Annotated in this window: 14 protein-coding genes; all 14 read right to left on the reverse strand. The window is 39.8% G+C overall.

The genetic code is table 11. From position 1 onward, the window contains the following. Positions 1–159 precede the first annotated feature (159 nt). The 14 genes from BM097_RS02680 to codY all read right to left on the reverse strand — a co-directional run bounded on the left by BM097_RS02680 (position 160) and on the right by codY (position 13105). A complete protein-coding gene (locus tag BM097_RS02680) occupies positions 160–1866 on the reverse strand; it encodes a flagellar hook protein FlgE (protein ID WP_090545626.1) in 1707 nt (568 codons plus the stop codon). 89 nt (positions 1867–1955) lie between these two features. After that, positions 1956–2357 (reverse strand): TIGR02530 family flagellar biosynthesis protein, encoded by a 402-nt coding sequence (locus BM097_RS02685; protein ID WP_090545628.1) that lies wholly within the window; start codon positions 2355–2357, stop codon positions 1956–1958. Between the two features lie 17 nt (positions 2358–2374). Beyond that, complete coding sequence (locus BM097_RS02690; RefSeq protein ID WP_090545631.1) at positions 2375–3127, reverse strand: flagellar hook assembly protein FlgD; 753 nt, start codon at positions 3125–3127, stop codon at positions 2375–2377. A gap of 17 nt (positions 3128–3144) precedes the next feature. Next, on the reverse strand, positions 3145–4602 hold the full coding sequence (locus tag BM097_RS02695; protein WP_090545634.1) for a flagellar hook-length control protein FliK: 1458 nt from the start codon (positions 4600–4602) through the stop codon (positions 3145–3147). Positions 4603–4655: 53 nt separating this feature from the next. Next, on the reverse strand, positions 4656–5549 hold the full coding sequence (locus tag BM097_RS02700; protein ID WP_090545636.1) for a MotE family protein: 894 nt from the start codon (positions 5547–5549) through the stop codon (positions 4656–4658). Between the two features lie 3 nt (positions 5550–5552). Further along, positions 5553–6008 (reverse strand): flagellar export protein FliJ, encoded by a 456-nt coding sequence (gene fliJ, locus BM097_RS02705; RefSeq protein ID WP_090545638.1) that lies wholly within the window; start codon positions 6006–6008, stop codon positions 5553–5555. Positions 6009–6018: 10 nt separating this feature from the next. Continuing rightward, complete coding sequence (gene fliI / locus BM097_RS02710) at positions 6019–7311, reverse strand: flagellar protein export ATPase FliI (RefSeq protein WP_090545712.1); 1293 nt, start codon at positions 7309–7311, stop codon at positions 6019–6021. 31 nt (positions 7312–7342) lie between these two features. Further along, positions 7343–8239, reverse strand: a complete 897-nt coding sequence (locus BM097_RS02715) for a FliH/SctL family protein (protein ID WP_143084948.1) — start codon at positions 8237–8239, stop codon at positions 7343–7345. Beyond that, entirely contained in the window at positions 8229–9236 is a 1008-nt protein-coding gene (gene fliG, locus BM097_RS02720; RefSeq protein ID WP_090545642.1) for a flagellar motor switch protein FliG, read from the reverse strand. Before fliG ends, BM097_RS02715 begins: the two co-directional genes overlap by 11 nt. A 3-nt stretch (positions 9237–9239) precedes the next feature. Then, entirely contained in the window at positions 9240–10856 is a 1617-nt protein-coding gene (locus tag BM097_RS02725) for a flagellar M-ring protein FliF C-terminal domain-containing protein (RefSeq protein WP_090545644.1), read from the reverse strand. 25 nt (positions 10857–10881) lie between these two features. After that, positions 10882–11187, reverse strand: coding sequence for a flagellar hook-basal body complex protein FliE (gene fliE, locus BM097_RS02730; RefSeq protein ID WP_090545646.1), 306 nt, complete (start codon positions 11185–11187; stop codon positions 10882–10884). 27 nt (positions 11188–11214) lie between these two features. Next, on the reverse strand, positions 11215–11667 hold the full coding sequence (gene flgC, locus BM097_RS02735) for a flagellar basal body rod protein FlgC (protein ID WP_090545648.1): 453 nt from the start codon (positions 11665–11667) through the stop codon (positions 11215–11217). Positions 11668–11687: 20 nt separating this feature from the next. Then, positions 11688–12083 carry a flagellar basal body rod protein FlgB gene (gene flgB, locus BM097_RS02740; RefSeq protein ID WP_090545650.1) on the reverse strand — a complete coding sequence of 132 codons (396 nt, stop codon included), beginning with the start codon at positions 12081–12083 and terminating at the stop codon, positions 11688–11690. 245 nt (positions 12084–12328) lie between these two features. Continuing rightward, a complete protein-coding gene (gene codY, locus BM097_RS02745; protein WP_028236272.1) occupies positions 12329–13105 on the reverse strand; it encodes a GTP-sensing pleiotropic transcriptional regulator CodY in 777 nt (258 codons plus the stop codon). Positions 13106–13116 lie beyond the last annotated feature (11 nt).

A 13116-nucleotide genomic window follows, 5' to 3' on the forward strand; every position in this document is an offset into this window, starting at 1 on the left:
AGCCATCTCCCATTTCAGCCAAGGGAACTTCCCTAAAGGGTCCCTCCTTAGCTGAATGGGGCCCTCTTGCTCGCGCTTGCCTAGGTTGAGTAGCCGCTTACTATACATAAAAATAGCTAGGGCGCGTAGACGCCCTAGCGAGATTTAACGTAAACTACATTATCGTTTAAGATTTATAAGTTCCTCAAGCATCGTATCTGATACTGTGATGATACGTGAGTTGGCCTGGAAACCACGTTGAGTTGTAATCATATCTGTAAATTCAGCAGAAAGGTCTACGTTAGCCATTTCAAGTTGTCCTGTGTTCATAGATGAACCATCAGCGGAAATATCTACACCAATACCATCGAACTCACCTGAGTTAAGTGTTGTCTTGTAACAGTTGTTACCGATTTCCTCAAGACCAGATGCATTTGCAAACTGTGCTGCTGCAATCTGTCCTAAAAGAACTGTATTACCATTTGAGTATGAACCATAAATTCTACCATCATTGGAAACAGAAAGGCCTGTCATTGTACCAAGCTTCTTACCTTCACCCTTCATGATAGTACCTTCTGGAACACCTCTATTTGCAACAGCTGTTGAAGTACCACCGTTGTCATAATTCATAAGCTGTGCAAAATCAATTGTGATGTCTGAAAGAGCCTGATTAATCTCTGGTGGCTCCTCTGGGTCTTTAGTACTTCTGTTAGGTCCAAGAAGTGAGGTGTGTAAAGTAACCTTTGTACTTCCTGGTGCGCCTGCATAAATTAAATTACCTTCTTTTGTATCAAACTGTAATAATGATGATGCAAATGTAATTTTCAGAGAATCCTTTGAATTTGGATCAGTAGCTGTATCTGCTGGTGAAAACTCAACACCAATTACAGCACTAGAATCATCCAAACCACAAGCCTGTGCTAAAGAAACTGGCATCGCGCCAGGTGTAGCACTTACAAAGCTCTTACTCTTTTCATCGTATGTATAGTCAGAAATACCGCCATAAGAATAGGTCTGTGGGCTAGTTGTACTTGTAGCTGCAAAACCCTCGCTTAGCTGATAGGTTTTTTCGAATTTTTCTGTTGTATCACCACCAAAAATCTTATCAAGAGTATTAGGCTCTTCTCCTGCAGGAACCTCTGCATTTAAGTAGCTGGCAAGAATATCTACATTGTTTTTATCATAGATACCAGTCAAGCTAATTGAATATTTGCCCATTATTTCATCTTCCAGCTTAAGAGAAAACTTTGCTGTGTATGGATAACCTAAATTATCATAAAGTGTGAAGGAACGAATATATCCACCAGTAGATTTAAACTGTGAATCATACTTATCTAATACACCACTAAAGCTGGCATCTGTTGTAGCCTCAGGAGGCGATGTAAGATTGGATGCCTGCATAACTCTAAGTGGAGTTACAGTATTTTTTGTGATTACAGATGGATTATCAGGATCTACCTGCCAGCCCATTACAAGATAACCTGTTGTGGTCATAGCAAGGTTACCATTACCATCGATGTAGAAAGAACCTGCTCTTGTGAACACATTCTCAGAACCGTTATTAACTACAAAAAAGTTGGTAGTATTAGTGTCAGATAATCTGATATCAAGAGCATCACCAGTAGACTGTGCAGCACCTGATGAAGTAACAGATATCTTGGTAGCTCCGTTAGTAACACCAAGACCTATCTGTTTAGCGTTAACACCACCACGAGTTGCAGTAGCGCCAGATGCCTGTGCAGTTGTCTGATACATAATATCAGAAAAGGTTGTTGAAGATGATTTGAACGCAACAGTGTTTACGTTAGAGATGTTATTACCAATAACATCCATTTTAGTCTGGTGTGTTTTAAGACCTGCCACACCAGAGAAAAGTGATCTCATCATAATGAATGACCTCCTCAAAGCATAATGCACTTGAGGTGACTGTTTGCCCCTTCTGTCAGTCAGGGGCAATTAGCTTCCATAAGGTCCAGCTAAACTATAACAGCACCGTCAATATTTGTAAAAATGTTCTCTTCTGATTCAGTCTGATCCATAGCAGTTACAACTGTCTGATTAGGCACGTTTACAATGAATGCAAGTGTATCTACTAAAACAAGAGAATCAGTTATCCCTTTGGCCTGAGCTTTCTGTACACCTTCTTCCAGTCTCATTGATTGCTCTTCTGAAAGCTTAATATTTCTGTCATCTAGCCTCTGGGTTGCATGCTTAGAGAATTTTAGTTCAGAAGCACTTTCAAGCTTCTGCTTAAAAATATCTTCAAAGCTTGCGCCGTTAAGGTTGCCTAAAGGTCTTGCCTCAGCAGCTGGATTTAGGTATGTTCCAGCAACCTGCTCTATGGAGGTAAAATTTGGATTAATACTTATATTACTCATGCTATTCCTCCTAAGCCTTAAACTTTAACGGCTTCTTCGACTTCTTCCTTTTTGTCAGAATCAGTCTCATTATTTTTATCGGCATTATCCACTGCTTCTTTTAGCTTTTGATATTGAACTAGTACTTCACTGAATTTGTTAAGAACGTCATCCTTCTTTTCAATGAAATCGTATGAACGTGGATATGCGTCTAATGCGTTGCGATAACCTGCAACCTCTTCAATAAGTTTTCCATCTCTGACAGTGACCTGATCCTTATCTGGAAGCTTTTTCATTGCTTCTACGAAAAGATTAGCCACATATTTTGACATATAGTACTCGCCATCTACAACTGATGTAATCTTTGTCTTTTCGTACATGTTTCCACCAACGGAAACCATCAGTCCTTTTTCATCATCCTTTTGAACGAAATCAACAATGCCTGATATTTCTTTTCCGTTTACATTTAAGGTTACATAATTGCCAACCAAGCTATTGCCCTCAATGTTTTCCATTCCGGCCTGTACACTTTGAATCGCTTCAATCTGTGTAAATGAAGCCAGCTGTGCAACATATTGGCTATTATCTGTTGGTTGTAGTGGATCCTGATATTGCATTTCAGCTACAAGTAGCTGTAAAAACATATCCTGATTATACTCAGTACTCTTTGCGTCTTTTGTCTTTGATGTAGATGCTACATTGTTATTCTTTGTAGCCTCTTGGGATGCCTGGGTTTTCTTATATTCCCCATTAGTAACACCGCCAACAAGGTCAAGCTTTACATCTGCCATTTAATTCCTCCTCCCTGTTAAGCCTGGTAATCTAAGGTGTTGCCATTATCCTGCATCATCCGTGCTATAAGTTGTTCTTCCTCAGACATCAATCCTGAAAGCTCGTCTAAACTATTCAGATTGATTCCCCTAGTCTGTTTTCTTGAAGATTCTTCACGGGACTGTCGTTCCTGCTGATTTCTGGCATCCTGTTCTAGATTTCTCTCAAACTCATGTGTTCCAACAGATACTTCGATAGAAGTAATCTTTGTAGAGCTTTGATTCATCTCGATTTTTAGATTAGCCATCTGGCTCTCAAGTGCCTGTTTAACTGCGTCGTTTTCTGTAAATATCTTTGCAGTGATTTCAGAGCCCTTTTGAGTGATTTCCATGAAGATTTTTCCTAAGCCTTCTGGGTTAAGTGTCATCTCCATAGTAGTTGTTTCTGCATCAGATATAACTCTTGCCTGTTCCACTAGTTGATTTACAATTTCTTCCGCTCTTACTGTCTCACCTGTTGGAAGTGCGACTATGTTTTCTTCAGGTGAAAATGTAATTTCAAATTTTGGTTCTGCAAAAATGATACCTTCATTTTTAATTTCAGACTCCTTTGCCTGTTTTACCTCAGGCTGAAATGCCTTAGTCTGAACGAAGCTTTCATCGTTATTATCTGAAGCCTGTGAATTCGGATTATCCTTTGAAACCTTTGTAATGGTTTCACTGACATCTTCATTTTGATTGTCAATCTGAGGCTCCTTATCTGGAGCTTCCTTTAGCTGTTCCTTAACTACTACCTCACCTGGCTTTTCAATGGTTACAACAAGCTTTTCTTCAGGCTCATTATTAACATCCATTTCAGGCTCTACAAAAGGAACATCCTCTGGATTAACAAGTGTCTCCTCCTTTGGTTCTATAAAGGTGTTGAATACTTCCTTTAATTCCTCAAAGGATTTATTTGTTTCGCTAATCAGCTGGTTTGCAATGTCATTTACTGAATCAAGAATTGTCTTAAACTCGTCGCTCATTACTAAAACGATAGACTCTTCTTCCCCTGTAAGCTTAGCCACCACCTCTGCTAAATTCTGAGGATTGAATAAGTCGATAAATGTAAGTCCAAGAGTCTCTAGAGCTTTCTCTATTTCTTCTTTAGATACATCTAACTCGCCCTCTATGACCTCTTCAATCTTCGCTACTGCATCTTCAATCTTTTCCACAAGCTGGGAATTTACATCATCAATTTTTTCATCATTACCCCCAAGCTTATTATCTTTCGTGCCCACAAGCTTGTCGGTATTATTTAAGGTTGATTTTTCAATAGCTGATGCCTTTTTGTCAGTAGCTTTTGTGTCGGTAGCCTTCGCATTTGATCCAGCAATGTTTTTCAAGGTATTTTCAAACAAGCCTGCCTGCTTTGATGCATCCACTTTGTTGGACTGCACTTCCACATTGATGCTATTGACCTTGACCAGCAAATTAGAAACATTGCTATTTGTCATGCTCTTCCTCCTTTCTCACATATTCTGTTTTCAAGCTGCTATATAAGAGATTATTAAGGTTCCATCATCTTTGTAATGATAGCTGCATTTTCTGTACTCATTGATGAAATGATATCTGCTCTGGTGGCTGCATCCATTCCCGAAAGGATCTCGCATACCAAATCAAAATCATCCGTCATTGTGTCAAAAATTGATGCAGCGTTTTTAGGCTTCATAGTAGAGTAAACTTTGATGTAGTCTTCGATTTCTTCATCAGTTTGAAGCTGTGAAACAACCTTTTTGTAGATAGCCTCTGCATTATCAGGCTCAATGGACTCATAGTAACTCTTATATTCATTTATATCGGGTGCTTTATCTGAAAAAACAACCTCTTCATAAAATTTTTCTTTCTCTTCTTCGAAGGCAGCCTCGTTTGCCTTGTACTCTGCCAGCTCTGCAGATGCAGCCTCAAGCTCTGCAATGTAATCGCTATTTGCACTTCCGTCCTGCTTCAGCTGTTCTATCTCAACCTCAAGCTCCTTGATTCTTTCCATTGCCTCTTCAACAGTCTTGTAAGGAATTTCCTCTTCTGGCTCCTGTGGTATATATTCCTCGATACCAGGAAGAATTTGGTTTACATAGGGAACATCCTTAAGGACTGGGAACAATACTGTAGAACCAAAGCCACCTACATCCATCTTTACAAGGAACGCAAAAATAACCAGCCAAATAAGAATGATTAGCAATACAACAAAAGCCATGATTAAGCCGCCTACTACTCCTAATCGCTCCTCATCGCCTGGATAAACCTCTCCGTTTTTCTTGGCCTCTTTTCTGGCCTCCTTTTCAGCCCTTTTGGCTTCCTTCTTGGCCTCTTTTTCAGCCTTCTTGGCTTCCTTTTTAGCCTCTTTTTCCGCCTTTTTGTCCTCTCCTGAGGCTTCCTTTGTCTCTTCTGCTACATCTGCCATAACTTATCCTTCCTCTTTTTCAGTGTTAAAATATGAATAGCTAACAAGTTCGTCTGTTACCTTACCTTCTTCATAATCCATTTCATCTAAAAATTCTTCAAAGGCATGCTCTCGAAGCTTTTCATGCATCTTTCTTTCCATCATTACATCGTTAAGCTTCTTTCTGGCATTTTCCATGGCCTTTTGTGCTTTGGATAACTCAATCATTTGGTCCCTAAGGGCCACCTTCATAGATGCGATAGCATTCTTACAGGTCTTGATTTCCTTAACATCAATCTGACCTACTGACAATTCTCTAAGCTGTCTTTCATAGCCAGCCTGGCGAATCATTAAATCTCTAAGCTTTTGCTGCTCCTCATTAAACCTGGCTGTAGCCATACCAAAATTTGCTTTTTCCTGCTCTTCAATTTTCTGTTTCAATTCAAGAATGTTTTGCATTCTATAAACAAATTTTGCCATAGCTTACCCCTTAATCATCAAAAATAGCCGTCATTTGGTTAATGATATCATCAAATTCATACTTATCATGAGTCTGCTGCAGCAGGAACTCATTTACAGCATCTATTTTTTTAATTGCATAATCTATAGCTTTGTTAGAACCATTTTTATAGGCTCCAATATTTATCAAATCTTCTGCCTCCTGATAGGTAGCAAGGACATTTTTAAGCTTTCCTGCTATCGCCTTATGTTCTGGCGTAGCCACAGCAGACATAACTCTGGAAATAGATTGCAACACATCGATAGCCGGATAGTGATTCTTTTGTGCCAGCTTTCTGTTTAGCATAATATGTCCATCAAGAATAGAACGGGCTGTATCTGTTATAGGCTCGTTGAAATCGTCACCATCAACAAGTACAGTATAAAGACCTGTGATAGAACCTACCGCAGAATTTCCAGCTCTCTCCAACAAACGAGGCATCTCTGAATACACTGAAGGAGGATAGCCTCTAGTGACTGGTGGCTCTCCCGAAGCAAGACCTATCTCACGCTGGGCCATAGAAAAACGGGTAAGGGAATCCATCATTAAAAGTACATCTCTTCCCTGATCTCTAAAATATTCTGCTATGGCTGTAGCTGTAAGGGCTGCCTTTTTTCTAATCAGCGCAGGCTTATCCGAGGTAGCACACACCACCACAGACCTTGCCATACCTTCAGGGCCTAAGTCATTTTCTACGAATTCTCTAACCTCACGTCCTCGCTCACCAATAAGAGCTATGACATTTATTTCCGCCTTTGTATTTCTGGCAAACATACCCATCAGAGTAGATTTACCGACACCAGAGCCTGCGAATATACCAATTCTTTGTCCCTTTCCAACTGTTATCAGACCATCAACAGCCTTCACACCTAAGGAAAGAGGCTCTTTAATAATTACCCTGGACATAGGATCTGGAGGATCTGCCTCAGCAGGGTATTCAATCAAATTCTCAAAGCTTGTCAAATCATCCACATCCGATGGCACACCAAGTCCATCTACCAAATGACCTAACAGCTCATTCCCAACTGCAACCCCAAGAGGATGACCTGTGTTTTCCACCATGCAACCAACGCCGATACCTTCAACATTCTCATAAGGCATCAAAAGCAGACGTTTGTCCTTAAATCCGACAACCTCTGCTTTTATACGTTCATGAGACCCCTCTACGATGATTTCGCACAAGTCACGTAGCTTTGCCTCTGGTCCAACTGATTCAATTGTAAGTCCTACTACCTTAACCACCTTGCCAAGAGATTTAAAATAATCTTTTTCAACAAGCTGCATTAAAGAATTCACATCCAAAATTATCTTCTCCTTAACTCAAGGCTCTTATCTCGCGTATAAGATTATCTAATTCTGTATCAATACTGCAATCAAAAATACCCCCATCAGTTTCTATGATACATTGACTATCATTCAAAAGTGGGTCTGCTATTATATCAAGACCTACCTCTGCTCCAATCTTTCCTTGTATCTCGTCCTTTTTGCTTTTTATAAATTCGGCATTAGCATCACTGACCTTAATCTGCATCTGACCAGTGCGTTCTATCTTCATAATGCAGTGATCCAAAAGATGATAAATAACATCCTTTCGTCCACCTAACTCCACTGAAAAAACATGCTCAAAAACAGGTAGGCACATTTCTACGATTTCCCGCTCCATTTGAAGCTGCTTTTCCATGTAGTCGTTTTGGATACGGCTTACCTCTGACTGCATCTGCATTTGGGCATCCTGCAGCTCTAGGGCTGCTCGCTGAGTACCTTCGTTGTAGCCTTCCTTTTCACCATCCTGTCTGGCAAGATTTTTCATGGCATCGGCATTTAATTGGGCAGCAGAAAGAATTTCATCAGCCTGAGCATTAGCATCTGCAATAATGCGTTCAGCTTCCTCTCTGGCCTCATTAAGAATAGCCTCTGTCTGTTCCGACATATCTACAGGCTCTTCCTCCTGTTGAGAGATAGTGTCCACCAGTCCCAAGAACTCATCCACGTCCATACCATCAGGAACCTCTTCTCCCGATTCCTGCATGGCCGCAAGACGTCTTTCACGCTCTTCAGCTAGAAGCTTTGCCTTATATTCCTCTTCCTGCTTTTGGATAATGCGTCTTACCAGGTCGTTAGAATCAATAACTGCAGATTCTCTTTCCCCTTCTTCATCCACACTATCCGGTGCAACAGTAAAGCCATAAATGACATTTTTACTAGACAACAAGTTCGTCTCCTCCACCTCTTGAAATTACGATTTCTGCGGAATCCTCAAGCTTTCTGATAATACCAACGATCTTCTGCTGAGCTTCCTCAACATCCTTCATTCGTACAGGTCCCATGAATTCCATATCTTCCTTAATCATCGCTGCAAGACGAGAAGAAAGATTCTTGAATATAGCTGCCTGAACCTCATCATTAGCTCCCTTAAGTGCAACTCCAAGATCTGAGTTATCAACATCTCTAAGAACACGCTGAATAGCTCTATCATCAAGAAGCAAGATATCCTCGAATACGAACATCTTCTTTCTGATTTCTTCTGCAAGCTCTGGCTCTTCGATTTCCAGAGATTCCATGATACGTTTTTCTGTACCACGGTCTACAGTATTAAGAATATTAACTACAGCATCTACACCACCAGCGATAGAGTAATCCTGATTGATAAGAGATGATAGCTTTCTTTCAAGCACTCGCTCAACCTCTTTGATAACCTCAGGTGATGTTCTATCCATCATTGCTATACGTTTTGCAACATCCGCCTGTTTTTCAGGTGGAAGTGCCCCAATAATAAGGGATGCCTGTCCCGCCGACAGGTATGAAAGAATCATAGCAATTGTCTGTGGATGCTCCTCCTGTATAAAGTTAAGTACCTGTGAAGGCTCTGTCTTTCGAATAAACTCGAAAGGTCTAACCTGCAAGCTGGCAGTAAGCTTTGTAATAACATCCTGTGCTCTGTCGTCGCCAAGGGCCTTTTCCAAAAGCTCTTTTGCGTAGCCAATACCACCTTCTGCAATGTATTGCTGTGCAAGACACACCTGATAAAATTCTTCAAGAACTTCTTCCTTGAGCGCTGGAGAAATGCTTCTGGTATTCGCAATCTCAAGTGTAAGTTCCTCTATTTCCTCTTCCTTGAGATGTTTGAAAATCTGAGCGGATTTCTCTGGGCCAAGGGCAATTAAAAGTATAGCTGCTTTTTGTACGCCATTTAAATCTTCAGTTGCCATAAATTATGCTCCCCAATCCTCGTTTAGCCAGTTTCTCAAAAGCTGCGCAACAGCTTCTGGTTTCTCATCCACAAATTTTTCGATAAGGATACGTGCCTCTGATTTCTCAGTGTAACCAATATCCTCAAGTTCTTCTTCCTCCTCTTCCTGAGTGGAAGCAATCAAATCGTCAATGGTAAGCTCCTGCTCCACTGGTTCCTCTTCTTCAGTCTTAAGACTTCTAAATACAACGAAGCCAAGCATTGCAAAGATAAGGAATGCAAGTACGATTTGAAGTATATCCGTAATTGAAATTGCAGGTCCCTCTTTGTACTGGAACATTGGAATTTCATACGCAACGACCTTTACTCTGGCAACCGGGAAGCCAGTAGCCTGAGCTACAACCTCTACAATATCGTCAGATACCTCCTGCTGAATTGGGTCTGAATTTGCCTTTACAAATTCATCGAAGGTCTGGCCAGCCTCCTCTAGAGTACCATCCTTTTCCATTTTGTCCTGATTATATATTGCATAGGTTTTACATGTTACAGATATAGATGAATCATCCAAAACTCGTTTTCCCATTTCATCCTTATGAGTGGTGATTCTCTCATCTGGCAAATAGTCCTTATAGAATTCTTCTGTAGATGTTTCAGTTTGATTATTGTCCTCCATAACATAGGTGGTATCTTCATCATTTGTATCCGTTCCTGGAACACCACCTGCGCCATTTACTGAGTTAGAGCTGGAACCTGATTCGCTATCTAGATAGCCTTCTGTACGACCTTCATCTATTGAATAATCGTAATCAACATAGCTGTTTTCATCAAAATTCATAGAAAGATTAACGCCAACAGAAATATCATCGTAAAGATTTGTTCCCTCTAATACCTTATGCACTCTTTCCGATATCTCATGACTGGCCTTTTCTCTAACATCCTGATTGCCTTTCGCACTGGATAAGGATGTTGTCTCCTCATCTCCTGGGAAAAGCATATTGCCTTCAGTGTCCATAATAGCAATATTATCAGTGTTATCATTTCCTAAGGTGCAGGCTACATATCGGGCAAGGCCTCTAGCTGTTTCTTCTGGCATTTCAGATGATAATGAAAGTGTAATTGTAGCCCAAGATGGATCTCTTTTTGCGATTAACGTTCCATCCTGCTCAGGAATATTTAGTATTACATCTGCATGTTCTATCATTGATTGTAGTTCTAGAGTCTTTTCGTACTTTTGCTCTAGAAATTCTTTATACATCTTTTGTTTGTCAGCCTCTGTGGTAGAAAAGCTTCCATCAAAGACATCCTTCATGGAATAACCAGAACTTGGAATATCATTTGAACCAAGGACAACATTCATCTGTCCATAGTCCTTATCTTCTACATAAAATGTGAAGCCATCCTCGCTGGTTTCGTATTTTATGTTCTCTCCTTCTAAAAGCTCCTTAACCTGAGCCGCCTGTGCTCCGTCCTCGCACTGAATCAGCTCCACCATGTTAGGACGCGTGATGACAATACCTAAAATAATGAATGACACAAGAACAACAGCAGTTATTGAAATAATCAAAACCTGCTGTCGTTTCGTAAACTTCCTCCACCATTCAAGTATTCGATTAATGATAGCTTGAATCTGTTCTGGCATATGATCTCCCCTTTAAACACATTAACTAGATTTGCATCTGCATGATTTGCTGATAAGCCTCTAACACTCTGTCTCTAACAGCAACTGTGTACTGAAGGGCGATATTGGCCTTTTGTTCAGCTATCATCAAATCATGAGTGTTATCTGTCTCACCTAACTGAAATGCAACCTCCTCCTTGTGAGCAGCTTGAATCTGTGAATTTGTATCATTTACCAAATTCATAACAGAATCCAACATGCTCTGAAACCCTGTATCTGCATCCACTTTTACTTCTGCTGTGGATGTAACTGGCGTAGCGCCATATAATTCCTTAATAGCAGTTATATCCATTTAGCTCCTCCCCTGCCCTTGATATATTTACTGTCCAACCTGTATTCCTGATGATGCCATACTCTTGATTGCCTGGAAGGCTGTAACGTTAGCCTCGTAAGAACGGCTGGCATCAATAAGATTGGTCATCTCTGTAACAGTATTTACATTAGGGTATCTAACATATCCGTTTTCATCAGCATCTGGATGAGATGGGTCGTAGGCCATAATAAAATCCGTTTCTGTGTCCTCAGAAACCTTGGTAACCTTAACACCATTTCCCATGTATGCTGCTGTACTATCCTTCAAAATATGTCTAAAAGAAGGAACACCAGCTTTAAGCTGTTTTTCCTGGAAAGTAACAATTTTTCTTCGGTATGGACCGCCGTTTTCAGTTCTTGTGGTGCTAACATTTGCGATATTTTCTGCAATAACATCCATTCTGAAACGCTGTGCCGTCATGCCCGTAGCTGCAATATCAAAAGGCTGAAATAATCCCATAGTCTACCTCCTTATCCCCACTACTTAATAACAGACTTGAACCTATTAATTTCGTTGGTAGTACTAGTCATTAGTGCCTGATACCTTAGAGTCTCTGATGCAAGCTCTACGTTTTCGGTATCCATATCTACATTGTTACCGTCTAATCTATATGAATAATTTTTATAATCTGTATATTCTATTCCTTCGACCTTGTGTCCATCATCATCCAGCTTATTAACAGCTCGCTCAAGAGATGTCTCGCGAGTGCCTAGAAGCTCTTTTTTTAGGACACTTTCAAATTCAATATCATGTCTTTTATAACCAGGAGTATCGTCATTAGCCATATTATTCAATATGAGTGTCTGTCTCTGCCAGCTCACATCTGCGGTGCTGTCTAGAGCGTTGATGAATCCAAAAGCATCTGAACTAATCATATTACAATCCTCCTAGATTAATTTAATTATAAATTATATATAAAAAAACACAAGGATTTTTTACATCATATGGTATATTACACAAAAGCCAGATACTATAAATAGTGTTATGCCGCTTTTTTCTTATGAAATACCTATATATATCTTATGACATTTTTGTGTATAAGTTATGAAAAATAACCCATTTTTTTAAAGATGCAAAAAAGGACCTACTTTAAGTAAGTCCTTTTAATACACAAATCCGTTTATTTATTTTTCTTGATTTCATCAAGCTCATCAAATACCACATCATTTAACACCTTAATGTATGTACCCTTCATACCTGAAGAACGAGACTCGATAACACCTGCTGACTCGAACTTGCGAAGAGCATTTACGATAACTGATCTTGTTATACCTACTCTATCGGCAATTTTTGATGCAACCAACACCCCTTCATTACCATCTAATTCATCAAAGATGTGAATGATTGCTTCAAGCTCTGAATATGAAAGTGTTGAGATAGCACTCTTAACAACCTGAAGCTTTCTGTTTTCCTCAGCTGACTCTTCATTTACTGAACGCATCATTTCAAGTCCAACTACTGTTGTGCCATACTCTGTAAGAATGATATCGTCAATATCATACTGCTTATCGAATCTGTAAACAAATAAAGTTCCAAGTCTTTCGCCTGCAATATCAATTGGAGCAATGATTGCTGAATACATATCGATATCAGATTTTTCAAAACCAAGAGTCTTAAGATTTACATTCTCCTTTGTTGAAAGGATTGAAAGTAATCTTTCGTTTAAAAGAGGGTCGATAAATCCACCTACCTCATCCACGATAAGCTCGCCTATCTCTGTGGTATTTGGAAGATGTGAAAGTCCAAGGACCTTTCCCTTCTTTGAAATAACAAGAACTGAAGAATCAAGGATTTCTGTAAGAACAGAACAAATATCATTGAACACTACCTTCGAAGAATTGTTATTGTGAAGAAGCTTTCCAATCTTTCTTGTCTTGTCTAATAACTGTACACTCATTTAAACTATAT

This window comes from Pseudobutyrivibrio sp. OR37 (genome assembly GCF_900113655.1).
Taxonomy (GTDB): Bacteria; Bacillota; Clostridia; order Lachnospirales; family Lachnospiraceae; genus Pseudobutyrivibrio.

Coding starts and splice junctions, on each gene's coding strand:
- BM097_RS02680 (WP_090545626.1), bottom strand. CDS start 1,866: ATGATGAGATCACTTTTCTCTGGTGTGGCAGGTCTTAAAACACACCAG.
- fliG (WP_090545642.1), bottom strand. CDS start 9,236: ATGGCAACTGAAGATTTAAATGGCGTACAAAAAGCAGCTATACTTTTA.
- BM097_RS02695 (WP_090545634.1), bottom strand. CDS start 4,602: ATGACAAATAGCAATGTTTCTAATTTGCTGGTCAAGGTCAATAGCATC.
- codY (WP_028236272.1), bottom strand. CDS start 13,105: ATGAGTGTACAGTTATTAGACAAGACAAGAAAGATTGGAAAGCTTCTT.
- BM097_RS02700 (WP_090545636.1), bottom strand. CDS start 5,549: ATGGCAGATGTAGCAGAAGAGACAAAGGAAGCCTCAGGAGAGGACAAA.
- flgC (WP_090545648.1), bottom strand. CDS start 11,667: ATGGGATTATTTCAGCCTTTTGATATTGCAGCTACGGGCATGACGGCA.
- BM097_RS02685 (WP_090545628.1), bottom strand. CDS start 2,357: ATGAGTAATATAAGTATTAATCCAAATTTTACCTCCATAGAGCAGGTT.
- fliI (WP_090545712.1), bottom strand. CDS start 7,311: ATGCAGCTTGTTGAAAAAGATTATTTTAAATCTCTTGGCAAGGTGGTT.
- flgB (WP_090545650.1), bottom strand. CDS start 12,083: ATGATTAGTTCAGATGCTTTTGGATTCATCAACGCTCTAGACAGCACC.
- fliE (WP_090545646.1), bottom strand. CDS start 11,187: ATGGATATAACTGCTATTAAGGAATTATATGGCGCTACGCCAGTTACA.
- BM097_RS02725 (WP_090545644.1), bottom strand. CDS start 10,856: ATGCCAGAACAGATTCAAGCTATCATTAATCGAATACTTGAATGGTGG.
- BM097_RS02690 (WP_090545631.1), bottom strand. CDS start 3,127: ATGGCAGATGTAAAGCTTGACCTTGTTGGCGGTGTTACTAATGGGGAA.
- fliJ (WP_090545638.1), bottom strand. CDS start 6,008: ATGGCAAAATTTGTTTATAGAATGCAAAACATTCTTGAATTGAAACAG.